Below are 23,784 nucleotides of genomic sequence, written 5' to 3'. Positions count from 1 at the left end.
AGCGTGCTGATGTGTCAGATTTGGTTATAGATGAGCCGCCGGGCAACGAGAGCTAGGCGTAAGGCGTCGTCGGCAGCGTCAGATGTGTATAAAGCGACAGCGCCTCCCCCGCCGCCCGGCCCGACCGGGGACGGCGGCGACCCGGACAGCGGCGGACCGGGCCCGGACGATCGCCATTCGCGCGCGAAAGGCGACGGCTCCGCGCCCGAGGACCGCCATGCGCGCGCGAAAGGCGATCAGGGCGAGGCGGATCAGGGAGAGGGCGGTCAGGCGCGGGAGCGGACCGCCGTCGCGCCGGCCGACCCGTTCCGCACCCGCCGCCTCGAGGTCCCCGGCATCGGCGGGGGCGTGGCCGGCCGGCGCTCGCGGGCACGCGGCGACCGGGGCCGCGTCGTCGGAGCGACCCGCCCGAGCGGTCCGGTCACCCGGCTGCACCTGACCGGCACCGTGCTCGCCGCCGCACCGCACCAGGTCGCCCGCGGCCGCAGCGGCCCGGGCCTGCGGATCGCCCGCGAGGACCTCCGCCAGTCCGTGCTCGAGGGCCGCGAGGGCAACCTCGTGCTCTTCCTCGTCGACGCCAGCGGCTCGATGGGCGCCCGCTCGCGGATGGCCGCGGTCAAGGGCGCCGTCCTGTCGCTGCTCCTGGACGCCTACCAGCGGCGGGACAAGGTCGGCCTGGTCACCTTCCGCGGCGCCGACGCCGAGCTGGCGCTGCCGCCGACCTGGTCGGTCGAGGCCGCCGCGGCCCGGCTCACCGCGCTGCCCACCGGCGGGCGCACACCGTTGGCCGCCGGGCTGCTGCGGGCGCACGAGACGCTGCGGGTGGAGCGGGTCCGCGACCCGGAGCGCCGTCCGCTGCTCGTCGTCGTCACCGACGGGCGGGCCACCGGCGCGCGCGGCGGCGACCACCTGGCCGAGGCGCGGCGGGCGGCCGCGCTGCTGGCAGCGGACGGGACGGCGGCCGTCGTCGTCGACTGCGAGTCCGGGCCGGTGCGCCTCGGCCTGGCCGGTGCACTGGGGACGGCGCTCGGCGCGCAGACCCTCCGCCTGGAGGAGCTGGCCGCCGAGTCGCTCGCCGCCACGGTGCGCAGCGTCCGAGAGGCGGCCTGACATGCCCCAGGGACAGGTCTCCGTCGTCCCCCAGGACGGCCTGACGACGAGGCAGCGGCGCAACCGGCCGCTGCTCGCCGTCCACACCGGGGAGATGAAGGGCAAGTCCACCGCCGCGTTCGGCATGGCGATGCGCGCGTGGAACCAGGGCTGGTCGATCGCGGTCTACCAGTTCGTCAAGAGCGCCAAGTGGAAGGTCGGCGAGGAGAACGCGCTGACCGCGCTGGGCCGACTGCACGCCGAGACGGGCGAGGGCGGGCCGGTGGTCTGGCACAAGATGGGCTCGGGCTGGAGCTGGTCGCGCCGGCAGGGCACCGAGGTCGACCACGCCGCCGACGCCGCCGAGGGCTGGGCGCAGATCAAGCGCGACCTGGCCGCCGAGGCGCACCGCTTCTACGTGCTGGACGAGTTCACCTACCCGCTGAAGTGGGGCTGGGTGGACGTCGACGACGTGGTGGCGACGCTGACCGACCGGCCGGGCAGCCAGCACGTGGTGATCACCGGCCGGGACGCCCCACCGGCCCTGATCGAGGCCGCGGACCTGGTGGTCGAGATGACCAAGGTCAAGCACCCGATGGACGCCGGCCAGAAGGGCCAGCGGGGGATCGAGTGGTGACCTCGCCCGCCTCCTCCGGCCGTGATCATCGGCAGATGGCTGCCCGCGTCCGGCGTGTCGGCGACCACGTGCCGATGATCAGCGGGGGCCTCCGGTGAGCACCGCGGTCCCGCGCGTGGTGATCGCCGCGCCGTCGAGCAACGCGGGCAAGACGTCGGTCGCCACCGGTCTGGTCGCCGCGCTGACCGCCCGCGGGCTGGCCGTCTCCCCGCACAAGGTCGGCCCCGACTACATCGACCCGGGCTACACCGGCCTGGCCGCCGGCCGCCCCGGGCGCAACCTCGACCCCGTGCTCGTCGGCGAGGAGCGCGTCGTCCCGCTGTTCCTGCACGGGGCCCGCGGCGCGGACGTCGCGGTCGTCGAGGGGGTCATGGGCCTGTTCGACGGCGCCACGCGGCCGGGGCTGGAACCCGGGTTCGCCTCCACGGCCCACGTCGCCCGGCTGCTGCGGGCCCCGGTGGTGCTGGTCGTCGACGCGAGCGCGCAGGCGCAGAGCGTGGCCGCCCTCGTGCACGGTTTCGCCACCTACGACCCGACCGTGCGGCTCGGCGGCGTGGTGCTCAACCGGGTCGGCAGCGACCGGCACGAGGAGATCCTCCGCGACGCGCTCGGCGCCTCCGGGGTGCCGATGCTCGGCGCGGTGCGGCGGCTCGCGGAGCTGGGCACGCCGTCGCGGCACCTCGGCCTGGTGCCCGCCGCCGAGCGGTCGGCCGAGGCGCTGGCGACGGTCGGCCGGCTCGGCGAGGTGGTGGCCGCCGCGGTCGACCTCGACGCCGTCCTGCGGCTGGCCCGCACCGCCCCGGCCCTGGACGCCGTCCCGTGGGACCCCGCCGCCGAGGTCGTCCGGGCGCACGGCCGGCCCCGGATCGCCGTCGCCGGCGGGGCGGCCTTCACCTTCGGCTACGCGGAGAACACCGAGCTGCTCGAGGCAGCCGGCGCCGAGGTGGTGACCGTCGACCCGCTGCGCGACGAGGCGCTCCCCGAGGGCACCGCGGGCCTCGTGGTCGGCGGCGGGTTCCCCGAGGTGCACGCCGCGGACCTCTCGGCGAACGAGACGCTGCGCGCGGACATCGCCGAGCTCGCCGCGCGGGGCGCCCCGGTCGCCGCCGAGTGCGCCGGGCTGCTCTACCTGGCCCGCAGCCTGGACGGCGTCCCGATGTGCGGCGTGCTGCCCACCGACGCGGTCATGTCGCCGCGGCTGACCCTGGGCTACCGCGAGGCCGTCGCGCTCAGCGACTCGGTGCTCGCACCGGCCGGCACGCGGGTGCGCGGCCACGAGTTCCACCGCACGGTCGCCACCCCCGCCGCCGGTGACGCACCGGCCTGGCGGTGGGCGGAGAGCGGACCGGAGGGGTTCGTGAGCGGCGGCGTGCACGCCTCCTACCTGCACCTGAACTGGGCCGGCTCCCCGGCCCTGGCCGAGCGGTTCGTGTCCGCCTGCGCGGCCGTCCGCCAGGAGGAGACAGCGCATGCACATCGCTGAGGGGTTCCTGCCGGTGACGCACGCGGTCGGCTGGACGCTGGCCGCCGCGCCGTTCGTCGTCCACGGGGCGCGCCAGGTCGTCGTCGAGGTGCGCGAGCGCCCGGAGAACACGCTGCTGCTCGGCGCCGCCGGTGCCTTCACCTTCGTGCTCAGCGCGGTCAAGCTGCCCTCGTTCACCGGCAGCTCCAGCCACCCGACGGGCACCGGGGCCGGCGCGGTGCTGTTCCGGCCGCCGGTGATGGCGCTGCTCGGCACGATCGTGCTGCTGTTCCAGGCGCTGCTGCTGGCGCACGGCGGGCTGACCACGCTGGGCGCCAACGCGTTCGCCATGGCGGTGGTCGGGCCGTGGGCCGGCTACGGCGCCTACCGGCTCACCCGGCGGCTCGGCGGCGGGCTGCTGCCGGGCGTGTTCGCCGCGATGGCCGTCGCCGACCTCGCCACCTACGTCACGACGGCCGGACAGCTCGCCCTCGCGCTGCCCGACGCCGAGACCGGGGTCGCCGGCGCGCTGGTCAAGTTCCTCTCCGTCTTCGCGCTCACGCAGGTGCCGCTGGCGGTCGGCGAGGGGCTGCTCGGCGTGCTGCTGTTCCGGGTGCTGACCGTCAACGCCCGCCCCGAGCTCGAGCGCCTGGGCCTGCTGCGTCCCGAACCGGAGGAGGTCCCGTGACGCGCTCCCGGCTGGTCACCGCGCTGCTCGTCCTCGGCGTGGTCGCGCTGATCGCGCTGCCGCTCGTGCTCGACGGCGGGACGTCGCAGTTCGCCGGCAGCGACGCCGCGGCCGCCGAGCTCGCCGAGCAGCAGGGCGCGCAGCCGTGGTTCGAGTCGGTGTTCTCGCCGTCGTCGGCCGAGGTGGAGTCGGGGCTGTTCGCGCTGCAGGCGGCGCTGGGCGGCGGGGTGCTCGGCTACGTGCTCGGCCGGCTGCGCGGCCGCCGGTCGGCCGAGCGCCCGCGGGAGGACGGCGGGACGTGAGCGCCCCCCTCCGCCGTGATCACCGCCGTCCGGTCGCCCGCCCCCGGCGTGTCGACAGCCACGTGCCGATGACCACGGGCCGTCTGGCGTGACCGGCCTCGCCGTCGACGACGCCGCCTGGGCCAGCGCCTGGCGCCGCCGCTCCCCCGCCGACAAGCTGCTGCTCTGCGGCGGCCTGGTCGTGTGCGCGCTGGCCCTGCCGGCGTGGCCGGGGAGCGTGCTGGTCGGTGTCACCGCCGTCGTCCTGGCGCTGGGACCGGCGCGGGTGCCCGCCCGCACCTTCGGCCGGGCGGTGCGCTGGCCGCTGGCGTTCATCGCCGTCGGCGCGCTGACCTCGGTGGTCACCGTCGGCACCGGGGGCCTCGGCTGGGCGCCGGACGCCGTCGCCCGCGCCGGGTCGCTGACCGGGCACGCGCTCGCCGGCAGCGCCGCGGTGCTCCTGCTGGCCACCACCACGCCGATGTCGGACCTGCTGCCGGCGCTGCGCGGGCTGCGGGTGCCGGCGGCCGTGGTCGAGGTCGCCGCGGTCACCTACCGGCTGCTGTTCGTGCTGCTCGCGAGCCTGCACACCATCCGCGAGGCGCAGACCGTGCGGATGGGCTATTCGACCTGGCGCCGCTCGTACCGTTCGTCGGGCGCGCTGGCCGCGGCGGTGCTCACCCGCTCGTGGGACCGCGCCCGCCGGATGCAGGAGGGGCTGGCCGGCCGCGGGATGGAGACCGGCCTGCGGGTGCTGCCCGAGGTGCTGCCGTCGTCCCGGGCGTTCCTGGCCGCGAGCGCCGCCGGGCTGGCCGCGATCGTGGCCGTCGGGGTGGCCGCGGCATGAGCCATCGGACGCTGACCGCCGAGGGGCTGGTCGCCGGCTACGAGCGCGGCCGCCGGGTGCTCGACGGCGCCTCGCTGACCGTGCCGGCCGGTCGCCGGCTGGCGCTGCTGGGTGCCAACGGCTCGGGCAAGACGACCCTGCTGCGCTGCCTGTCGGGGGCGCTCGAGCCGGCCGCCGGGACCGTCGCGGTGGACGGGGAGCGGCTGGTGCACACCCGCCGCGGCCTGCGCGCGCACCGGCAGGAGGTCCAGCTGGTGCTGCAGGACCCCGACGACCAGCTGTTCAGCGCGTCGGTCGCGCAGGACGTCTCCTTCGGCCCGCTCAACCTGGGGCTGCCCGAGGACGCCGTCCGCGAGCGGGTCGACGAGGCGCTCGGGCTGCTCGGCGTGGCGCACCTGGCCGACCGGCCCACCCACCAGCTCTCCTACGGCGAGCGCAAGCGGGTCGCGATCGCCGGCGCGGTCGCGATGCGCCCGTGCGTGCTGCTGCTGGACGAGCCGACCGCCGGGCTCGACCCGTCGGCGGTGGCCGAGGCACTGGCCGCGCTGGAGCGGCTGCGGGCGTCCGGGTCGACCGTCGTCATGAGCACCCACGACGTCGACCTGGCGCTGCGCTGGGCCGACGACGTCGCCGTCGTCGTCGACCGGGTGGTGGTGCAGGGCGCCCCGGCCGACGTCCTGGCCGACGACGACCTGCTCGTCCGCGCCCGGCTCGACCGGCCGTGGGCACTGAGCGTCGGCGCCCGGCTGCGCGCGCTGGGCCTGCTGCCCGATGGCGCCCTCCCCCGCGACGCCGAGTCGCTGCTGGCCGCGCTGCCCGAGGGGGTCACCCCGTGACCGAGCTCGCGAGGTCACGCATGGGCACAGCACCGCCGGGCACGGAGTCGACGAGCGCCAGCGAGGAGGCGACGTGACCGTCGTGGGGATCGGCGCGCGGCCCGGGGTGAGCGCCGCGGAGGTGCTGGCCGCGGTGGACGCCGTCCTGCCCGCGGGTGCCGACGGCGCCGGCACCGGGACGGCGGGAGGCTGCTCGTGGGCCGCACGGTCGTCGGCCGGGTCACCGTGGCGGTGGCGCGGTGAGCGACGTGGACCTCGACCACCACGGGGACGCCGACCTCGGGCCCGGGCTGGTCGACCTCGCGGTCAACGTCCGCGCGGGGACGCCGCCGCCGTGGCTGCGCGCCGTCCTGCACGAGGCGCTCGACGACGCCGCCGCCTACCCCGACGCGCGTCCGGCGCGCGCCGCGGTCGCCGCCGCCCACGGCCGCCCGGTGGAGGAGGTGCTGCTCACCGCGGGCGCCGCGGAGGCGTTCACGCTGGTCGCGCGGGCCGTGCGGCCGCGCCGCGCGGTCGTCGTCCACCCGTCGTTCACCGAGCCGGAGGCCGCGCTGCGCGCCGCCGGGCACCCGGTCGAGCGGCTGCTGCTCGAGCCGCCCGGCCACCTCCTGCGGGCGGTGCCGGAGGACGCCGACCTGGTGGTGCTCGGCAACCCGACCAACCCGACGTCGGTGCTGCACCCCGCCGATGACGTCGCCGCGCTGGCGAGGCCGGGACGGGTGCTGCTGGTCGACGAGGCGTTCGCCGACACGGTGCCCGGCGAGCCGGAGTCGCTGGCCGGGCGCCGGGACCTGCCGGGGCTGCTCGTCGTGCGCAGCCTGACGAAGACCTGGGGGCTGGCCGGGCTGCGGGTCGGCTACGCGCTCGGACCGGCGGACCTGGTCGCGGCGCTGGCCGCTCAGCAGCCGCACTGGCCGGTGTCCACGCCGGCGCTGGCCGCGCTCGTGGCCTGCACCAGCCCGGCCGCGCGGGCGGAGGCCGAGGCCGCGGCGCGCGAGCTGACCGCGCACCGGGAGGCGCTGCTGGCCGCGCTGCCGCCGGGCGTGACCGTCGTCGGGACGCCGCGGTCGTCGTTCGTGCTGCTCCGGGTGCCCGACGGCGCGCGGGTGCGGGCGGCGCTGCGGGACCGGGGCTGGGCGGTGCGCCGCGGGGACACCTTCCCCGGCCTCTCTCCCGACCACCTGCGGGTCGCCGTCCGGGACCCGGCCACCTCGGTGGCGTTCGCCGCCGACCTCGCTGCCATCCTGGACCCCGGGACACCGGCGTTCCGCGACCTGCCCCGCATCCCCGAGGAGATCCGCTGAGCCGCCCCACCGCCCCCTCCGACGCCGCTCCCTTCGCCGGCACCCTGCTGGGCGAGACGATCGCCGCGGTCGCGCCCCGGGACGCCGTCGCCGAGCGCGCTGCCCGCGACCGCCTGGACCGGATGACCAAGCCGCCGGGCTCGCTGGGCGTGCTCGAGGACGTCGCCGCGCAGCTGGCCGGCACCGCGGGCAGCTGCCCGCCGCCGCTGCCCACGCCCGCCGCGGTCGCGGTCTTCGCCGGCGACCACGGGGTGCACGCGCAGGGCGTCACCCCCTGGCCGCAGGAGGTCACGGCGCAGATGGTGGCGAACTTCGCCCGCGGCGGTGCGGTGGTCAACGCGTTCGCCGCACAGCTCGGAGCCGACGTCGTCGTGGTGGACGTCGGGGTCGCGACGCCGTACGCCGTCGAGGCCGGCCCCGCACTGCTGTCCCGCAGGGTCCGATCGGGCACCGCCGACCTCGCCGTCGGCCCGGCCATGACGCCGGAGGAGGCGCGGCGGGCGGTCGAGGTCGGCATCGAGGTGGCCACCGAGCTGGCCACTGAGCACGGCTGCCTGATCACCGGCGACATGGGGATCACCAACACGACGGCGTCGGCGGCGCTGGTCTGCGCGTTCACCGGCGCGACGCCGGCCGCCGCGACCGGGCGCGGCACCGGCGCGGACGACCCGACGCTGGCCCGCAAGGTGGAGGTGGTCGGCCGGGCGGTAGCCCGGGTGCCGCAGCGGCCGTCGACGCCGGAGGCCGCGCTCGCGGCGCTGGCGGAGGTCGGCGGGCTGGAGCACGCGGCACTCGCCGGCTTCGTGCTGGGTGCCGCCGCCGCGCGGGTGCCGGTGCTGCTGGACGGCGTCATCGCCGGGTCGGCAGCGCTGGTCGCGGCGGCGCTGTGCCCGGCGGCGCTGGAGCACGCGCTGGCCGGCCACACCTCGGCCGAGCCGGGGCACGCCCTGGCGCTGCGGGCCCTCGGCCTGCGCCCGCTGCTCGGCCTGGACCTGCGCCTGGGCGAGGGCACCGGCGCGCTGCTGGCACTGCCGCTGGTGGCCAGCGCGGCGCGGGCGCTGCGCGAGGTGGCGACGTTCGACTCGGCCGGCGTGACGGAGAAGTCGTGAGCTCCCGCATGGACACCCCCGCGCCGCTCCCGGCCGCGACGCGCGCCGGCGAGGAGCAACCGTGAACGCCACCCCGGTCGACCCCGCGAGCGGTGTGGTCTACCCGGTCGGGCTGCGGCTGCTGCACCGGAAGGTGGTCGTCGTGGGCGGCGGGCAGGTGGCGCACCGCCGCGTCGCCGGGCTGCTGGAGGCCCGCGCCCGGGTCACCGTGGTCAGCCCCGAGGTGACGCCGGCGCTGGAGGCGCTGGTCGGCCCGGGCGCGGTCACCTGGGTGCGCCGCCGCTACGAGCCCGGCGACCTGGACGGCGCCTGGTACGCGGTGGCCGCGACCGACGACCCGGCGGTCAACGCCGCGGTCGCCGAGGAGGCCGAGCGGTCGCGGGTGTTCTGCGCCCGCGCCGACGACCGGGCGGCGTCCAGCGTGTGGACCCCGGCGGTCGGCCGACAGGGTGACCTGGTCGTGGGCGTGCACGGCGGCGGCGACCCCCAACGCGCGGTGGGCGTGCGCGACGCCGTCCTGGCCGGCCTCACCGACGGCTCGATCCGCGACCGGGCGGCGCGCGAGGTGCCCGGCGGGCGGCCCGGCTCGGTGGTGCTCGTCGGCGGCGGGCCGGGCGATCCCGGGCTGATCACCGTGCGCGGCCAGCAGGCGGTGTCGCAGGCCGACGTCGTCGTCGCCGACCACCTCGCGCCGCAGTCGCTGCTGGCCTCGCTGCCCGCCGAGGTGGAGGTCATCGACGCCTCGAAGCTGCCGCGCGGCCGGTACATGGCGCAGGAGCAGATCAACACGCTGCTGGTCGAGCACGCCCGGGCGGGCAGGCGGGTGGTTCGGCTCAAGGGCGGCGACCCGTTCGTCTTCGGCCGCGGCATGGAGGAGCTCGAGGCCTGTGTCGCCGCCGGCGTGCCGGTCGAGGTGGTGCCCGGGGTGACCTCGGCGATCGGCGTGCCCGGGCTGGCCGGCATCCCGGTCACCCACCGGGGGCTGACCCACGAGTTCGTCGTCGTCTCCGGCCACGTGCCGCCGGGCCACCCCCAGTCGCTGGTCGACTGGGCGGCGCTCGGCCGGCTGCGCGGCACGGTCGTCGTCCTCATGGGGGTGGACACCGCGCCCGCGATCGCCGCGGCGCTGGTCGAGCACGGCCGGGCACCGGAGACGCCGGTGGCCGTCGTCGCCGACGGGTCGACGCCGACCCAGCACACCGTGCGCACCACCCTGGCCGGCCTGGCGCAGACCCTGGCCGACGAGGACATCCGGCCGCCCGCCGTCTGGGTCGTCGGCGAGGTCGTGCGGCTGACCGCGGCGCTCGGCCAGCCGCGCTGACACCCGGCGCCCGGGACCGCCCGGGACTGCCCGGCGTTCCCGCGGGAACGCCGCCGGTCAGGCCACCGCGGCCAGCCTCTCGCCGTTCTCCGCGGCGAGGCGGCGTTCGAGGTCGCGGTTGGCCAACAGGACACCGACGACGTAGGCCAGGTCCATCGGTTCGCCGTTGACGGGCATCGCGTCGGGCAGGTCGGGTTGCCGGTCGGGGAAGAGCAGCCGGGTGATCGACGCAGGGGCCTGGGTCCCGGCGGCCGCCGGCCGGCCCGGTGCGGCCGCGGCGGGCGGCGGGGTGGTGGCGGTCGGGCGGCGTCCGACGGCGCGGTCGAGCGGCTGGACCCCGGCGACCCGGGCGTCGTCCACCGGATCGGTCAGCCCGGCGACGCCGGCGTCGAAGGCGGTGTCGGCCGGGCCCCACACCCGACGGCCGTCGGGGGCGGTGACCACCAGGCGGCCGTCGCGGCGGGTCATGACCAGGTCGAGATCGTGGGCCAGGCCGTGGTCGGCGTCGCACAGCAGCACCATGTTCGCCACGTCGGTCGGCCCACCGTGCAGCCAGTGCCGCAGGTGGTGGGCGTGCAGCCGCTCGATGCGGGTCTCCGGGCAGCCCGGGCGGGCGCAGCCGCCGTCGCGCCGGTACAGCGCCCGGCGTTGCGCCCGGGTGGCGAAGCGCCGGGTGCGGCCGACGGCGAGGGGCTCCCGGCCACGCTCGAGCATGGTCACCACCGTGGCCTCGCAGAGCATCCGCCGGACCTGCGAGGGGTGCAGCGCCGGACCGCCCTCCAGGTGGGCGCGCCCGGCGGCGGCGTCGTCGGCGATCACCGCGGCGTCCGCGTGCACGACCACCTCGCGGCGCGGCGGGTCCCCGGCACGGCGATCGGCGTCGGCGGCAGCGGACGCCAACCGGGCGACCGCCGCGCAACGCCGCGCAGTGCTGCGGTCCCGTGCCCGGGCGAGTCCGTCGTCCTCCCCCGGGTCGGCGCCCTGCCCAGCACCGGATCGCTTCGCCGCGGCCCGCTCGCGGCGTGCGGAGCGCTCGGCCAGCGAGTTCACACCGGCGATGAACTCGGCCCCCTCCTCGGGTGCCAGGCACATGCGCACGTGCAGCATCCCGTCGTCGTCCCACCAGTGGTCGAAACGCTGCTTGGCCGCGATCCGGGCGGAGTCGACGGCGTCGGACCGGCGCCACTCGCGGACCACCCGTTCCAGCTGCGACGCGGTGAGTTCGTGCGCCAACTCCAGGAGCGCCGGTTCAGTGTCGGGCTCGGCCACGCGGGTCAGCGCCCGGACCTTGGCGTAGGACAACCGCCCCGCGGCGAAGGCCGCCGCCGTCGCCGGCAGCGCGCTCAGCGCCCGGGCCACCCGCACGTGCTCCCGGGCCGCGCCGGGCGACAGGCCGCACTGCCAGGCCAGCCAGTGCGCACACGAGCGGATGCCGACCGCGCCCCATCCGCCGCGGCGGTCGAACTCGGCCACCAGCGCCAGCCACGCCGCCGTGGCCGCGGCCAGCCGCACCGCGCCGCTCGTGATCCGCCGCGCCAGCTCCTCCAGCGGCAGATCGCCGCTCTCGCTCTCCTCCGACACCGACCCCTCCTCCTCGAACGCCTGTACGGAGGCTAGGGCGCGGGGGTGACAGAACCGCAGGTCAACGGCGTCGACTCGGAGACGGCCTGGGGAGTAGACGTTCCCGCGGGAACGTCCGAGGGGTCACCCGGCAGGAACGGCGCGACCACCCACCCGGCGTTCCCGCAGAAACGCCGGAGGTGTCAGCGGCCGGCCGGGACGGCGCGGTCGCGGAGCAGCCGGACGACGGCCTGCGGGTCGTCCACCCAGAACGCGACGCGGGCCACCGGCTCGTCCTGCCCGTCCACGTGCACCGGCGGGTCGAAGCGCAGTTCGACGTCCGTGTCACCCATCACCGACAGCACCAGCCGGTCGCCGTCGCGCGACAGGACCTTCTTGTGCTCGGCCTCCACGCTGCGCCGGACCGCGACCAGGCCGGCCAGCGGGACGGCGACCGTGCGCAGGTGCCCGAACCGCAGCACCAGCTCGTCGTCGCGGAGCAGGTGCGGGCGCTGGAACATCGACAGGCCCGAGCCGAGCACCCAGACCAGCGCGTAGAGCGACACCGCGAGCAGCACCCCGCGCGCGGTCTCCCACGGCAACAGCACGTGCACGACGACGGTCTCCAGCGCGCCGAGGACGGTGAGCGCCACGAGCACCAGACGGAAGCGGCCGGCGTAGGGCAGCGGCACGTCGCCCGGCCCGACGTCCGCACGGCGCCGCACCGCCCACCACAGTGCACGGAGGACGCCCGCCTCGGCGCGCGCCAGCCGGAGCACCACCGGCGGCCACACGGCCTCGGCTCCGGCCACGAGTCCTGCGCGACGGCTCCCGCCGGACCGCCGCGCGGACCGGTACGCCCGGCGGAAGGCGGCCGCCTCGACGACCAGGACGACGGCGAGCAGCGCCTCCAGGACCAGCGCCACGACGATGCCGGTCCGCAGCGACAGCACCCCGGTGAGCACCAGCGCGACGTCGACCAGCGGGATCACCACCGCCAGCCAGCGGACGACCGAGAAGGCGGTGCGGGCATCCGGCACGTCGCCCTCCTCGTCCGAGGTCGCGGTGGAGGAGGGCGACGCCAGGGCCGGGCGGCTCCAGGTGTCGACCCGCCACGCGCGTCGCACCCGGAGCAGCCGCCGCGGGGTGTCAGACCTGGTCGACGACGGTCGCGAAGACGACGGTGTTGTCCGCGCTCGCGCCCGCGTCCTCGTCGAACTCGCCGCCGCAGGTCACCAGCGCGACGTCGGCGTCGGCCGGGTGGCCGTTGAGCGCGTCGGCCAGGTCGGCCGTCGACTTGTCCAGGCCGGTCAGCGGCGCGCCGAGCACCTCGAGGGTGAGCACCGCGCCGCCCCTGTCGGTCAGCGTGACCCGGTCGCCGGGCGCCAGCTCGTGCAGCCGGTTGAAGACGGCGTGGCCGCCGTCCTGCGCGTGGCCCAGCACCACGGCCATCTGCCCGGACCCCGGCTGCGGCCCGTCCGACCACCAGGACGTCGTCCGCATCGACTCGGGCACGCCGAACCCGTCGACCGGCTCCCCCGTGAACGGGTTCTCGTAGCGCACCGTGCCGCGGGACTCCACGACCGTGTCCACCTCGATCGCCGGGATGGCGATGCGGGCCGGGACGACCGGGCCGTCGGCCGGCACGGCCTCGGGCGCCGGCGCCGACCCGGGCTGCGGGACGACGTCCCCCGCGGCCGGTGCCGCGCCGGCCCGGGGCGCGGCCTCCGCCGCCGGCCGGGCCTGGACCCAGACCAGCAGGGCCACGCCCGCGAGCAGCACCGCCAGGAAGACGCCCAGCGGGCGGCGGTCAGCCCTCGTCGCGGGCCGCACGGGTGCGCATCCGGGAACCGACCACGCCTGCCCCGCCGACGGCCAGCAGGCCGGCGCCGAGGGCCGCCAGGGACGCGCTGCCCGGCGTCTCCTCGGGAGCCTCCGCACCCGTGGGCGCGTACCCCGGGTAGGAGACCGACTGCGGCGCGGCAGCCGGCGCGGCGGGGGGCTCGTGCACCGGCGCGGCCGGGGGCTCGGTGGGCGCCGGCGGCTCCTCGGTGGGCGGCCCGGCCGCGAGGCACTCCTCGAGGGAGGCACCCAGGGCCTCCAGCTGCGCGACGAGCTCCGGGTCCGCCAGCGTCGGCGGCAGCTCCGGCTCACCGCCCTCCTGCAGCGTGGCCAGGCTCGCCTCCAGCTCCGTGAGCAGCTGCTCGAACTGCGCGGGGTCGAGGGACTCCTGCAGGCCGAGCAGGATCTCCTCGACACCGGCCGCGAGGTCCTCGGCGCAGTCGACCGGGATGCCGGCCGCCGCCAGCTCGTCGAGCAGGACCTGCAGCTCCTCCGGGGTGAACCCCTCGAAGGCCGGCGCCTCGGCCGCCTCGCCCGTCGCCGGCTGCTCCTCGGCGGCGGCGTCCTCCTGGCCGGGGAGAGGGAGGCCCCCCGCGTCCGCGCTCTCGTCCTCGGCTCCGGCGACCGCGCCCGCGGTGTCCTCGACGGTCGTGGTGACCTGTCCCAGCGGGTCCGGGGCGGGGTCCTGCCCCTCGGCGAGTGCGGTGCCCGGGATCAGCGCGAGGACGACGGCGACCCCGCCGGTCAGCAGGGCCCGGCCGCGGCGCGGCCTCCGGACGGACGTACGGCGCGTGGACACAGACGAGCTCCCCGTGGGTGTGATCGGGACGACTTCCCGGTGACAACGACGGAGCCGGGGAGGGGTGACGGACCGATCCGGAACACTGCGACGCGTCGCGTCCCCCGCTACGGCCGGGGTGCGGTGGCGCCGTCGTCGTCCGGGAGCGGCGCCATGCCCACCGTGTAGGACGCCATCGACAGCGAACCGTCGGTGAACCCGTCGACCAGCGGCTCGGCGGTCGTGCCGGTCGCCCCGGCGATGCCGGCGACGTAGAGCAGCGGCAGGAAGTGGTCGGGCGTGCGGACGGCGAGGCGGGCGTCCGGGTGCCCGTCCAGGGCGGCCACCTCGGTCGGCCGCTCGAGCAGCACCTCGCGGACCGCGTCGTCGAAGCGCCGCGCCCAGTCGAAGCCCGCGTCGGGCATCGCGCGGCTGACCGCGCCCAGGTTGTGGACGACGTTGCCGCTGCCGATCACCAGCACGCCGTCCTCCCGCAGCGGGGCGAGCGCGGCCCCCAGGCGCAGGTGGTGCTCGGCCGGCTCCAGCGCGTTGACCGACAGCTGCACCACCGGCACGTCGGCGTCCGGGAAGGCGTGCCGCAGCACCGACCAGGCACCGTGGTCGACGCCCCAGCTGTCGAGGTCGGCGCCGACCCAGGTCGGGTGCACGAGGTCGGCGACCTCCTCGTACAGCGAGGGCAGCCCGGGTGCGTCGTAGCGGACCTCGTAGAGCGGGCGCGGGAAGCCGAAGAAGTCGTGGATGATGCGCGGCCGCGGCATCGCCGTCACCGCGGTGGCGTGCACGTACCAGTGCGCCGAGACGACGAGGACCGCCCGCGGCCGCGGCACCGCCTGCCCGAACGCGTGCCAGGCCCGCGTGTAGCGGTTGTCCTCGAGCGCGTTCATCGGGTTGCCGTGGCCGAGGAACGCAGCCGGCATCAGCCCCACGGGGCGATCCTCTCCCGCGCCCGGCCGACGTGCGAGACGAGGACCGTCACCCCGCGTCGAGCGGCGCGGCCGCGGGCGGGGCGTGCGGCGGCGGACGCCGGGGCTCGTCGCCGCCGGCGGTCCCGCCGGCGGCGACGAAGCGGACCACCACGCTGTCCCACCGGTGGACCACCGAGCCCCCGACCGGCGTCTGCGCCGTGACGACGTACTCGCCGGGCCAGGTCAGCGCGCCGAGCGGTGGACCATCGGGGTCGGGCGGCGCGAGCGCCACGCCCGCCGCCTGGGCGACCCGGTGCGCCCGGCCCACCTCCAGGCCGACGACGTCGGGGACCACCACCAGCTCGGCGCACCGGTCGTCCCCGTCCACGGCCATGCCGCAGCCTGCCCCGTGCCGGGCGTCCGGGTCCAGCCTCCTGGAGCCAGGCCCTCACCGGCGTCCTGGCCGCGGGGTGGTCCGGCCACGGGCTCCTCGAGCCGGTCCGGCTACGACCCCGTCACGCTGACCCGGCAGGTGTTCGGCGACGGGCGCGACCCGCCCTGGTGGGCCCGGCTGCACTCCCGTGTACCGGCGCCCAGGGCGAGGCCCCGTCCCGAGGCTCGCCCCGAGCTCGCGAGGGGTGAGGAGGACGGGGTCCTTCCTCAGCGCATCCGTGCGGCGGTGTCCTCGAGCAGCACCTGCCGCTCGGCGGCGGGCCGGCGCGGGCAGGACGTGCACAGCGGCTCGGGCGGCAGGCGGTAGAGCAGGCAGCACGACACCCGCCGGGTGAACCGCACGCCGGTGACGTCGACGTAGCGCGGCGTCGGCAGCGAGGGCCCGACGGCGGCCGCCAGCGGCGCGGCCAGCGCGGTGACCCGTCGCTCGTCGCCCAGCGCCCGGCCCAGGGCGAGCAGCCGGTTGGCCAGCGAGTCGGTGGCGATCGCCCACAGCGGTCGCGCCCGCATGCGGCCGGCCGCGGCGACGGCGTCGACCACCGCGGGCAGGCTCTCCCGCAGCTCCGCGGCGGTGTCCCCGCCCGCGGCGGACGACGTGGCGGCGATCGGCGTCCCCCCATTGAGCAGGGCGACCGAGGTGTCGGCCAGCCGCGCCGACAGCGGCAGCCCGGTGGCCAGCCCGGCCAGCGCCGGGGTGAGCAGCACCGAGGACGCCGAGTACCACCACACCGTGGCCAGCACCCGCCGATCGTCGGAGGCGTACCGCGCCCCGAGCGCAGCCAGCCGGTCGGCGGTCCAGGCCTCGTCGGCGAAAAGCGTGGCCGGGACGGCGGTCGCCGACGGCGGTGCGAGCAGCCCGAGCGCCGCCGCCCCGGAAATCCGTGCGGCCACCGCCGCCTGCACCCCTGCCGTCACCTGCCCAGTCTCGCCGTCCGCCCGCGAGTCCGGGCAGCACCCCGCTGCGCCGACGTCGCCTCGGGCAGACGCGGAGCGTCGTGGGCAATACGGTGTGGCTGAGCGCACGCTGCGTCGCGCCGGAGCCGGACCGCGGGGCGACCGACGGAGGAACAGGCGTCGACGACGACGCCGGGGATCAGGAGGAAGTCGCATGAGCGAGTCGACCGAGCTGGAGGGCCGCCGGTTCCCGGCGCCGGAGCAGCTGGCCGCCCAGGCCAACGTGGGTCCCGACGTCTACGAGCGGGCCGCGCAGGACCGGCTGGGCTTCTGGGCCGAGCAGGCCGAGCGGCTGAGCTGGACGCAGCGGTGGGACGAGGTCCTGGACTGGACCAACCCGCCCTTCGCCAAGTGGTTCGTCGGGGGGAAGCTCAACATCGCCTACAACTGCGTGGACCGGCACGTCGAGTCCGGCCACGGCGAGCAGGTCGCCTACCACTGGGAGGGCGAGCCGGGCGACACCCGCACGATCACCTACGCCCAGCTCAAGGACGACGTCTGCAAGGCCGCGAACGCCCTGCTGGAACTCGGCGTGCAGGCCGGCGACCGGGTCGCCATCTACATGCCGATGATCCCCGAGGCGGTCGTCGCGATGCTGGCCTGCGCCCGCATCGGCGCCGTTCACATGGTGGTCTTCGGCGGGTTCTCCTCCGACGCGCTGGCCAGCCGGATCACCGACTCCGGCGCCGTCCTGGTGGTCACCTCCGACGGCGGCTACCGGCGCGGCGCACCCAGCGCGCTCAAGCCGGCCGTGGACGAGGCGGTCGCGCGCACCGAGGGCGTCCGCAACGTGCTGGTCGTGCGGCGGACCGAGCAGGACGTCGAGTGGACCGAGGGCCGCGACCTGTGGTGGCACGACGTCGTCGACCGGCAGTCGACCGAGCACATGCCCGAGGCGTTCGACGCCGAGCACCCGCTCTACATCATGTACACGTCGGGGACGACGGCCTCGCCGAAGGGCATCCTGCACACCTCCGGCGGCTACCTCACCCAGGTCGCCTACTCGCACTGGGCGACCTTCGACCTCAAGCCGGACACCGACGTCTTCTGGACCTCGGCGGACATCGGCTGGGTCACCGGCCACAGCTACATCGTCTACGGGCCGCTGGCCAACCGGGCCACCTCGATCATGTACGAGGGGACGCCGGAGACCCCGCACCGCGGCCGCTGGTTCGAGCTCATCGAGAAGTACAAGGTCACGATCCTCTACACCGCGCCCACGGTGATCCGGACCTTCATGAAGTGGGGCGAGGACATCCCGGCCAAGTTCGACCTCTCGAGCCTGCGGGTCCTCGGCTCGGTCGGTGAGCCGATCAACCCCGAGGCGTGGCTCTGGTACCACAAGAACATCGGCGGCGGCCGCTGCCCGATCGTGGACACCTGGTGGCAGACCGAGACCGGCGCGCACATGATCAACCCGCTGCCCGGCGTGACGAGCCTCAAGCCGGGCTCGGCGCAGACGCCCTTCCCCGGCATCTCGGCCAAGGTCGTCGACGACGAGGGCAACGAGCTCGGCGACGACACCACCGGTCTGCTGGTGCTCACCGAGCCCTGGCCGTCGATGCTGCGGACCATCTGGGGCGACGACGACCGCTACGTCGACACCTACTGGTCGCGGTTCGGCAAGGAGGTCTACTTCGCCGGGGACGGTGCCAAGAAGGACGCCGACGGCGACATCTGGCTGCTCGGCCGGGTGGACGACGTCATGAACGTGTCCGGCCACCGCATCTCCACCACCGAGGTGGAGTCCTCCCTCGTCGCCCACCCGGCGGTGGCCGAGGCCGCGGTCGTCGGCGCCAGCGACCCGACCACCGGTCAGGGCATCGTCGCCTTCGTGATCCTGCGGGGCAACGCCGAGGACTCGGGTGACGAGTTGGTGCAGAGGCTGCGCACCCACGTGGCCAAGGACATCGGCCCGATCGCCAAGCCGCGCCAGATCATGGTCGTGCAGGAGCTGCCCAAGACCCGCTCGGGCAAGATCATGCGCCGGCTGCTGCGGGACATCGCCGAGAACCGGGAGCTGGGTGACGTCACCACGCTCACCGACTCCTCGGTGATGAACCTGATCAAGGACAAGCTGCCGGCCAGCTCGTCGGAGGACTAGGCACATCGTCGGCCTCCGGCCGACACCGCGGCCAGGAGCCGTCCCCGACGATGCGGAGCCCACTCGGCCGCTCGTCGGGGACCCTCCGGGCCCCACTCCTCCCGGCCACTGCTGCCGTGAGGAGGGCACCGGGGCGCGCGCTCGGTGATCATGAGGCACGATTCCTCCAGGTGGGTCCGCTCGTCCGGGCGGCCCGACAGCCGTTCGTCGTCCCCAGGAGGTGCCCTCGTGGCCCACAGCGCACCGTCGAGCCCGACCGGGGCACGCAGCACCACCACCCGCGTGGAGGAGCCCTCCGTCGGCTCCCTGGTGCAGAGCGCCATGGCCGACGTCTCGACGCTGATCCGCAGCGAGATCGAGCTGGCCAAGGCCGAGGTCGGCAAGTCGGCGAAGAAGGCCGGCGTCGGCGCCGGGGCCTTCGGTGCCGCGGCTGCCCTGCTCTTCTTCTCCGGGATCTTCCTGTTCGTCACGATCGCCGAGTTCCTCACCTGGCTCGGGCTGATCCGCTGGATCTCCTACCTGCTCGTGTGGCTGCTGCTGGTCGTGCTGGCCGGCATCGCCGCGCTGGTGGGCCGCAGCTCGCTCAAGAAGATCGAGAAGCCCGAGCGCACCCTGGAGACGCTGCGCGACCTGCCCGAGGTCATGCACCGCGAGGCCCCCGGCCAGCGCCGCCGCGAGGTGCCCACGGTCAGCAACGGCCGGGTCCAGCTGTCGGGACGCGACGACTACACCGTCTGAGCGGGCGCCCTTCGCGCCCGTCCCGGTGAGCACCGCCGAGCCGCGGCCGGACGCCACCAGCGTCCTGCTACCCGGCCCCTGGACCCACCGCGACCTGTCGGCCAACGGCGTCCGGCTGCACGTCGCCGAGGCCGGCGAGGGCCCCCTGGTGCTGCTGCTGCACGGCTTCCCCGAGTTCTGGTGGGCCTGGCGGTCGCAGCTGCCCGCGCTGGCCGCGGCCGGCTTCCGCGCCGTCGCACCCGACCTGCGCGGCTACGGGGGCAGCGACAAGCCCCCGCGCGGCTACGACCTGCCGACCGCCGCCGCCGACGTCGCCGCGCTGGTCCGCGCGCTGGGTGAGCGGGACGCCGCCGTCGTCGGCCACGACTGGGGCGGGCTGGTGGCCTGGACGATGGCCGCGCTGCACCCGCGCAGCGTCCGCCGGCTGGCCGTGCTCTCCATGGCGCACCCGCGGCAGCTGCGGGCAGCGCTGAAGGACGGCGCGCAGCGGCGGGCGCTGCGGCACATCCTGGGCTTCCAGCTGCCGCGGCTGCCCGAGCGCCGGCTCACCCGCGCCGACGACGACCCGGTGGCCGAGCTCATGCGCCGCTGGGCCGGCCCGGACTGGACCGCCACCGCCGGGTTCGCCGAGGCGGTGTCCCGCTACCGCTCCGCTGCCCGCATCCCCCAGGCCGCCTACGGCTCGATGGAGTACTTCCGCTGGGCCGGCCGCTCCCAGCTGCGCCCCGACGGGCTGCGCTACGCCCGCCGGATGGCCGCGCCGGTCACCGCGCCGACCCTGCAGCTGCACGGCGTCCTCGACCCCTGCGTGCTGCCGTCGTCGGCCCGTGGGTCGGGCCGCTACGTCGCCGGGTCCTACGAGTGGCGGGAGCTGCCCGGCGTCGGGCACTTCCCGCACGAGGAGGTGCCCGAGGAGGTCAACGCCGCGCTGGTCAACTGGGCCGGCTGACCCGGCCTGCCTGGCCCCGTCCGGAGGCTCGCCGCGAGCGTGCGAGCGGTGAGGAGGACGGGGTCCTTCTACGAGGGGTGGGGAGGACTGGGTCCTCTTACTCGCAGGCACCGGTGGCGACCGGGGCGGACGAGGCCTGGCCGGTCACCGCGGCGTCCTCGACCTCCTCGTACGTGAGCGCGTAACCGGTGAGCGGGTCGTCGATGGCCGAGGCGAAGACGACGCCGAGTACCTGGCCCTCCGGGTCGAACAGCGGGCCGCCGGAGTTGCCCGCGCGCACCTCGCCGTAGAGCGCGTAGACCTCGCGGACCACCGTCTGCTCGTTGCGGAAGTCCGGACCGCTGATGTCGGTGCGGTCGCGCACCCGCGCCGGCCCGACGAACAGCCCACCGCCCCCGGGGTAGCCCATGATGATCGCGCTGTCGCCCGACTCGGCCGGCTCCGGCTCGAAGGACAGCGGGATCTGCGGCAGCCCGGGGACGGCGAGCACCGCGACGTCGGTCTCCTCGTCGACGTACACCGGGACGGCGTCGTACTCCTCGCCCTCCGCGGTCACGACCGGGTCGGTGACCCCGGCGAGCACGTGCGCGTTGGTCATCACGCGTTCCCGCGCGTAGACGAAGCCGGAACCGTCGATCTGCCGGGAGCACGACGACGCGACCCCGGTGATCTGCACCACCGAGCCCGACACGGACCGCACCACCGGGCTGTCCAGCAGCGCCTGGTCCGGCGCCGCGACGTCCGGCACCTGCGTGGGGGTCAGCGGGTCGAGGACGTCGGGCAGCCCGTTGCGGTCGATCGCCTCCCGCAGCGAGTCGTAGACCCCTCGCACGCCGGCCGGGACGGTGCGGTCGACCGCCTGCACCAGCGCCGACTGCTTCACCTGACTGGACACCTGGGGGAACGGCGCGTTGGCCAGCGGGGTGGCCACCATCCAGGCGACCAGCAGCACCGCGACCGCCGAGAGCACCGCCCCGGCCACCGAGTCGACGATCTCGGCCGGTTGCCACGTCACGCGGCGGCGCACCGCCCTGCCGAGCGCGCCGGCGAGCACCTGTCCCAGCAGCGCCGCGGCGAGGACCACGACCAGCGCTGCGAACACCCGCGTGGTCGCCGTCCCGTCGAGCCGGTCGGCCACCGGCCGGGACAGCTGCGCGCCGAGGACCGCGCCGCCGAAGAAGCCGAAGAACGAGGTGGCCGAGACGATGACGCCCTGCCGGAAGCCGGAGAAGGTGAAGACCAGGGCCAGACCGATGAGGACGAGGTCGACGATCGACATGGCGGTGCTCAGCCGCTGACCGTCATGGTGCCGAACTGCTCCAGCTGGGTGTGGAAGCTGCACTCGAAGCCGTAGTCACCGGGCGCGGTCACGGTGAACTCGATGGTGCGGCTCTCCCCCGGCGTCAGCAGCGGGATCTCCGGCTCGACCGGCGCCGGGCCGTCGCCCGGGGTGAAGCGGAAGTTGTGGGTCAGCTGCTCGGCCACGTTCACCACGGTCAGTCGCACCGCACCCGGCGCGACGGTGAAGGTGCTCGGGGAGAAGACGTAGTCGTCCTGCGTCTGCAGGGTGACCTCCTGGACGCCGTCGGGGGCGGTCGTCACCGTGCCCAGCGCCGGATCGGGCGACGGCGCCGCCTCCTGCCCGGCCGTCCCCCCGCCGCAGCCGGTGAGGACGGCGGCGACCAGCACTCCCCCGGCGAGCAGCGCCCGGCCACGTCGCGGCAACCCCAGCCCGTTCATCGCGGGGGAACCGTACGCGTCGCGGGGCCGTCGGGTGCGGGGTCGGCCACCGTCGGCGCGGCGGCGTCCTCGTCCTCCACCGGGTCGAGGGTGCCGGGCAGCTGCGGGCGGCGGGCGCCGAGCGCCGGCAGCGGCCGCACGTCGCTCGTGTCCCACGGCCGGGCCAGCCCCGCGGCCTCGAGGATCGCGTCGAGCAGGCCGCCGGTGAAGCCCCAGACGACCATCCCGGCGACACCGAACGCCGGGCCGACGTAGCCCGACGGGTGACGGATGCGGAAGCGGTTGGGCGGGTCGGCGAGGTCGGCCAGCGGCACCCGCGCCACCCGGGCCACCTCGCGCGGGTCGCCCACGGTGACGTCGCGCGGGTCGTCCCACCAGGCCACGACCGGGACGACGAGGTTGTCCGACGGGCCGAGGAACAGCTCCGGCAGCGTGGCGAGCACGCGCACGCCGTCCGGGTCGATGCCGGCCTCCTCCTCGGCCTCGCGCAGCGCGGTGCCCACCGGGTAGTCGTCGCCGGGGTCGGCGCCACCGCCCGGGAAGGCCGGCTGGCCGGCGTGGGTGCGCAGGTGCGCGGACTTCTCGATCAGCAGGACGTCGGCGCCGCGCGGGCCCTCGCCGAAGAGGATGAGCACCGCCGAGCGCCGGGCGGTCGCCGTCGGCCGGGGCATCCGGTGGCGCAGCGGCAGGTCGTCGCCCGCCGCGAGCAGCCGGCGCAGGTACTCCGGCAGCGCGGCGTCGGCAGCGGGCGCGTCGGTCACAGCGTCACCCCGAGGTGCTCGGCCACCAGGCCCTCCAGCTCGGCGAGGTCGGCGACCGGGCCCACCTGGACGTGCGCGATCCCGCCGTCGGCGTCGAGGAGGTAGGTGTAGGGCAGCGCGCCCAGGCCCAGCTCGGCCATCAGCTCCCCCTCCCCGTCGAAGGCGCTGGGGAAGGTCGCCCCGGCGTCCGCGGCGAAGGACCCCGCCTGCGGGGCGCCGTCCCTGCTGATCACGCCGACCACCGACAGCCGGTCGCCGGCGACGTCGGCCAGCTGCTGCACCAGCGGCAGCTCCTCACGGCAGGGACCGCACCAGCTGGCCCACAGGTTCACCACGGTGGGGACGCCGGGAGCGCGGCCCAGGTCCAGCGAGCCGCCGCCCGGGCAGGGCAGGGCGAGGGCCGGCAGCGTCTGGTCGCCCACCGCCGCGCGGTCGGGCTGCTCCGGGCACGGCGCCAGGGTCGCCAGCGGGTCGGGCGCCGGGGACGCCGCCGTGCCGCCCGGCTCGTCCGTGGCGCCCGAGGTGCACCCGACGAGCGCGAACCCGAGCGCCAGCAGGCCGGCCGCCGTCCTGGTACGGGTGCTCATTCGGTGTCGGAGGCGGCCGGGGTCTTGACCAGCTTCGTGGCGACCTCCGGGTCGGTCGGGCCGATGCCGTACGACGGGCACCACCGGGCGAGGCCGCACGCGCCGCAGGCCGCCTTCTTGGCGTGGCAGACCCGCCGGCCGTGGAAGATCACCCGGTGGCTGAACATGGTCCACTCGCGTTTGGGCAGCAGCTCGGCGACCGCTGACTCGACCTTGACCGGGTCCTCCTCCGCCGTCCACCCGAACCGCCGGACCAGCCGGCCGAAGTGCGTGTCGACGGTCAGGCCGGGGACGTCGAAGGCGTTGCCCAGGACGACGTTGGCGGTCTTGCGGCCCACGCCGGGCAGGGTGACCAGGTCCGCCATCCGGCCGGGTACCTCGCCGTCGAAGCGCTCGAGCAGCGCCTGCGCCAGGCCGAGGACCGAGTTGGCCTTGGCGCGGAAGAAGCCGGTGGGCTTGAGGATCTCCTCGAGCTCCGCGCGGTCGGCCCCGGCGAGGGCCCGGGCGTCGGGGTACTTCGCGAACAGCGTCGGGGTGACCCGGTTGACCGTCTTGTCGGTCGTCTGCGCCGAGAGCACCGTGGCGACCAGAAGCTCGAAGGCGTTGGTGAAGTCCAGCTCGCAGTGGGCGTCGGGGTGGATCAGCGCCAGCTCACGGGCCATCCGCCGCGCCCGACGGGTGCGCGCCAGCGGCGTCTCCTGCGGGTCGAACGGGGAGCCGCCCCGGGCAGCGGCACGGCGGGCGCGCGGCGGGACGGACCGGGCGTAGGCGGGCGAGGACACGCGGTCGAGGGTAGGCGGACCGGCTGACAGGGCCCG

The 23,784-nt window shown here is 76.4% G+C and carries 25 protein-coding genes; 13 read left to right on the top strand and 12 right to left on the bottom strand.

All coding sequences use genetic code 11. The features are described 5' to 3' along the window. The first annotated feature begins 84 nt into the window (after positions 1–84). The 10 genes from CNO22_RS07390 (at position 85) to cobA (ending at position 9,574) form a co-directional block, all read left to right on the top strand. Positions 85–1,110, top strand: a complete 1,026-nt coding sequence (locus CNO22_RS07390) for a vWA domain-containing protein (RefSeq protein ID WP_232806865.1) — start codon at positions 85–87, stop codon at positions 1,108–1,110. Position 1,111: 1 nt separating this feature from the next. Then, a complete protein-coding gene (gene cobO / locus CNO22_RS07385) occupies positions 1,112–1,726 on the top strand; it encodes a cob(I)yrinic acid a,c-diamide adenosyltransferase (protein WP_100498745.1) in 615 nt (204 codons plus the stop codon). Between the two features lie 94 nt (positions 1,727–1,820). Then, positions 1,821–3,209 (top strand): cobyrinate a,c-diamide synthase, encoded by a 1,389-nt coding sequence (locus CNO22_RS07380; RefSeq protein WP_100498743.1) that lies wholly within the window; start codon positions 1,821–1,823, stop codon positions 3,207–3,209. Then, positions 3,196–3,876, top strand: a complete 681-nt coding sequence (locus CNO22_RS07375; protein WP_100498741.1) for an energy-coupling factor ABC transporter permease — start codon at positions 3,196–3,198, stop codon at positions 3,874–3,876. The genes CNO22_RS07380 and CNO22_RS07375 overlap by 14 nt, the downstream gene beginning before the upstream one ends. Then, a complete protein-coding gene (locus CNO22_RS07370) occupies positions 3,873–4,178 on the top strand; it encodes an energy-coupling factor ABC transporter substrate-binding protein (RefSeq protein ID WP_100498739.1) in 306 nt (101 codons plus the stop codon). Before CNO22_RS07375 ends, CNO22_RS07370 begins: the two co-directional genes overlap by 4 nt. Before the next feature lie 88 nt (positions 4,179–4,266). Then, entirely contained in the window at positions 4,267–5,004 is a 738-nt protein-coding gene (cbiQ, locus tag CNO22_RS07365; protein WP_100498737.1) for a cobalt ECF transporter T component CbiQ, read from the top strand. Next, complete coding sequence (locus CNO22_RS07360) at positions 5,001–5,840, top strand: energy-coupling factor ABC transporter ATP-binding protein (protein ID WP_100498735.1); 840 nt, start codon at positions 5,001–5,003, stop codon at positions 5,838–5,840. Before cbiQ ends, CNO22_RS07360 begins: the two co-directional genes overlap by 4 nt. A 239-nt stretch (positions 5,841–6,079) precedes the next feature. After that, entirely contained in the window at positions 6,080–7,144 is a 1,065-nt protein-coding gene (gene cobC / locus CNO22_RS07355) for an Rv2231c family pyridoxal phosphate-dependent protein CobC (RefSeq protein WP_100498733.1), read from the top strand. Then, positions 7,141–8,253, top strand: a complete 1,113-nt coding sequence (gene cobT / locus CNO22_RS07350) for a nicotinate-nucleotide--dimethylbenzimidazole phosphoribosyltransferase (protein ID WP_232806866.1) — start codon at positions 7,141–7,143, stop codon at positions 8,251–8,253. Before cobC ends, cobT begins: the two co-directional genes overlap by 4 nt. Positions 8,254–8,314: 61 nt before the next feature. Continuing rightward, positions 8,315–9,574, top strand: a complete 1,260-nt coding sequence (cobA, locus tag CNO22_RS07345) for a uroporphyrinogen-III C-methyltransferase (protein WP_100498729.1) — start codon at positions 8,315–8,317, stop codon at positions 9,572–9,574. 57 nt (positions 9,575–9,631) lie between these two features. On the opposite strand, the gene CNO22_RS07340 is transcribed toward cobA, so the two are convergent. From CNO22_RS07340 to CNO22_RS07310, 7 genes are all read right to left on the bottom strand, one after another. Beyond that, a complete protein-coding gene (locus CNO22_RS07340) occupies positions 9,632–11,155 on the bottom strand; it encodes an HNH endonuclease signature motif containing protein (protein ID WP_232806864.1) in 1,524 nt (507 codons plus the stop codon). A gap of 182 nt (positions 11,156–11,337) precedes the next feature. Beyond that, positions 11,338–12,174: a hypothetical protein gene (locus tag CNO22_RS07335; protein WP_157936838.1), complete on the bottom strand. Its 837-nt coding sequence runs from the start codon at positions 12,172–12,174 to the stop codon at positions 11,338–11,340. Between the two features lie 109 nt (positions 12,175–12,283). Continuing rightward, the gene (locus tag CNO22_RS07330; protein ID WP_100498725.1) at positions 12,284–12,967 is read right to left on the bottom strand and encodes a class F sortase; all 684 of its coding nucleotides are present in this window, start codon (positions 12,965–12,967) and stop codon (positions 12,284–12,286) included. Then, on the bottom strand, positions 12,945–13,775 hold the full coding sequence (locus CNO22_RS07325; protein WP_100498723.1) for a hypothetical protein: 831 nt from the start codon (positions 13,773–13,775) through the stop codon (positions 12,945–12,947). Before CNO22_RS07325 ends, CNO22_RS07330 begins: the two co-directional genes overlap by 23 nt. 107 nt (positions 13,776–13,882) lie before the next feature. Next, a complete protein-coding gene (ygiD, locus tag CNO22_RS07320) occupies positions 13,883–14,692 on the bottom strand; it encodes a 4,5-DOPA-extradiol-dioxygenase (protein ID WP_100498751.1) in 810 nt (269 codons plus the stop codon). Between the two features lie 55 nt (positions 14,693–14,747). Beyond that, positions 14,748–15,074, bottom strand: coding sequence for a hypothetical protein (locus tag CNO22_RS07315; protein ID WP_198588162.1), 327 nt, complete (start codon positions 15,072–15,074; stop codon positions 14,748–14,750). A gap of 266 nt (positions 15,075–15,340) precedes the next feature. Next, a complete protein-coding gene (locus tag CNO22_RS07310; RefSeq protein WP_100498721.1) occupies positions 15,341–16,048 on the bottom strand; it encodes a (2Fe-2S)-binding protein in 708 nt (235 codons plus the stop codon). A 193-nt stretch (positions 16,049–16,241) separates the two neighbouring features. Between CNO22_RS07310 and acs the strand changes: the two genes are divergently transcribed. The 3 genes from acs to CNO22_RS07295 all read left to right on the top strand — a co-directional run bounded on the left by acs (position 16,242) and on the right by CNO22_RS07295 (position 19,878). Then, positions 16,242–18,191 carry an acetate--CoA ligase gene (gene acs / locus CNO22_RS07305; RefSeq protein WP_100498719.1) on the top strand — a complete coding sequence of 650 codons (1,950 nt, stop codon included), beginning with the start codon at positions 16,242–16,244 and terminating at the stop codon, positions 18,189–18,191. 228 nt (positions 18,192–18,419) lie between these two features. Further along, on the top strand, positions 18,420–18,929 hold the full coding sequence (locus tag CNO22_RS07300; protein ID WP_100498717.1) for a phage holin family protein: 510 nt from the start codon (positions 18,420–18,422) through the stop codon (positions 18,927–18,929). A 25-nt stretch (positions 18,930–18,954) separates the two neighbouring features. Continuing rightward, entirely contained in the window at positions 18,955–19,878 is a 924-nt protein-coding gene (locus CNO22_RS07295) for an alpha/beta fold hydrolase (RefSeq protein ID WP_100498715.1), read from the top strand. A gap of 97 nt (positions 19,879–19,975) precedes the next feature. Here the strand turns inward: CNO22_RS07295 and CNO22_RS07290 are convergent, their stop codons facing one another. Genes CNO22_RS07290 through nth form a run of 5 tightly spaced genes read right to left on the bottom strand, consistent with a single transcriptional unit; the run spans position 19,976 to position 23,748 of the window. Continuing rightward, a complete protein-coding gene (locus tag CNO22_RS07290) occupies positions 19,976–21,157 on the bottom strand; it encodes a MarP family serine protease (protein WP_100498713.1) in 1,182 nt (393 codons plus the stop codon). Positions 21,158–21,165: 8 nt separating this feature from the next. Continuing rightward, complete coding sequence (locus CNO22_RS07285; RefSeq protein ID WP_232806863.1) at positions 21,166–21,618, bottom strand: cupredoxin domain-containing protein; 453 nt, start codon at positions 21,616–21,618, stop codon at positions 21,166–21,168. Beyond that, entirely contained in the window at positions 21,615–22,379 is a 765-nt protein-coding gene (locus tag CNO22_RS07280; RefSeq protein WP_100498712.1) for an NUDIX hydrolase, read from the bottom strand. The genes CNO22_RS07285 and CNO22_RS07280 overlap by 4 nt, the downstream gene beginning before the upstream one ends. Beyond that, on the bottom strand, positions 22,376–22,966 hold the full coding sequence (locus CNO22_RS07275; protein ID WP_100498710.1) for a TlpA family protein disulfide reductase: 591 nt from the start codon (positions 22,964–22,966) through the stop codon (positions 22,376–22,378). The genes CNO22_RS07280 and CNO22_RS07275 overlap by 4 nt, the downstream gene beginning before the upstream one ends. Continuing rightward, entirely contained in the window at positions 22,963–23,748 is a 786-nt protein-coding gene (gene nth / locus CNO22_RS07270) for an endonuclease III (protein WP_232806862.1), read from the bottom strand. The genes CNO22_RS07275 and nth overlap by 4 nt, the downstream gene beginning before the upstream one ends. Between the last annotated feature and the right edge of the window lie 36 nt (positions 23,749–23,784).

This window comes from Geodermatophilus chilensis (assembly GCF_002802985.1).
Taxonomy (GTDB): Bacteria; Actinomycetota; Actinomycetes; order Mycobacteriales; family Geodermatophilaceae; genus Geodermatophilus; species Geodermatophilus chilensis.
This window is presented reverse-complemented; position numbering and strand designations above follow the sequence as displayed.

What these genes read in the sequence shown, in the direction of transcription:
- cobO (WP_100498745.1), top strand. Translation starts at nt 1,112, where the DNA reads ATGCCCCAGGGACAGGTCTCCGTCGTCCCCCAGGACGGCCTGACGACG.
- CNO22_RS07375 (WP_100498741.1), top strand. Translation starts at nt 3,196, where the DNA reads ATGCACATCGCTGAGGGGTTCCTGCCGGTGACGCACGCGGTCGGCTGG.
- CNO22_RS07360 (WP_100498735.1), top strand. Translation starts at nt 5,001, where the DNA reads ATGAGCCATCGGACGCTGACCGCCGAGGGGCTGGTCGCCGGCTACGAG.
- ygiD (WP_100498751.1), bottom strand. Translation starts at nt 14,692, where the DNA reads ATGCCGGCTGCGTTCCTCGGCCACGGCAACCCGATGAACGCGCTCGAG.
- CNO22_RS07315 (WP_198588162.1), bottom strand. Translation starts at nt 15,074, where the DNA reads ATGGCCGTGGACGGGGACGACCGGTGCGCCGAGCTGGTGGTGGTCCCC.
- acs (WP_100498719.1), top strand. Translation starts at nt 16,242, where the DNA reads ATGAGCGAGTCGACCGAGCTGGAGGGCCGCCGGTTCCCGGCGCCGGAG.
- CNO22_RS07290 (WP_100498713.1), bottom strand. Translation starts at nt 21,157, where the DNA reads ATGTCGATCGTCGACCTCGTCCTCATCGGTCTGGCCCTGGTCTTCACC.
- CNO22_RS07285 (WP_232806863.1), bottom strand. Translation starts at nt 21,618, where the DNA reads ATGAACGGGCTGGGGTTGCCGCGACGTGGCCGGGCGCTGCTCGCCGGG.
- CNO22_RS07275 (WP_100498710.1), bottom strand. Translation starts at nt 22,966, where the DNA reads ATGAGCACCCGTACCAGGACGGCGGCCGGCCTGCTGGCGCTCGGGTTC.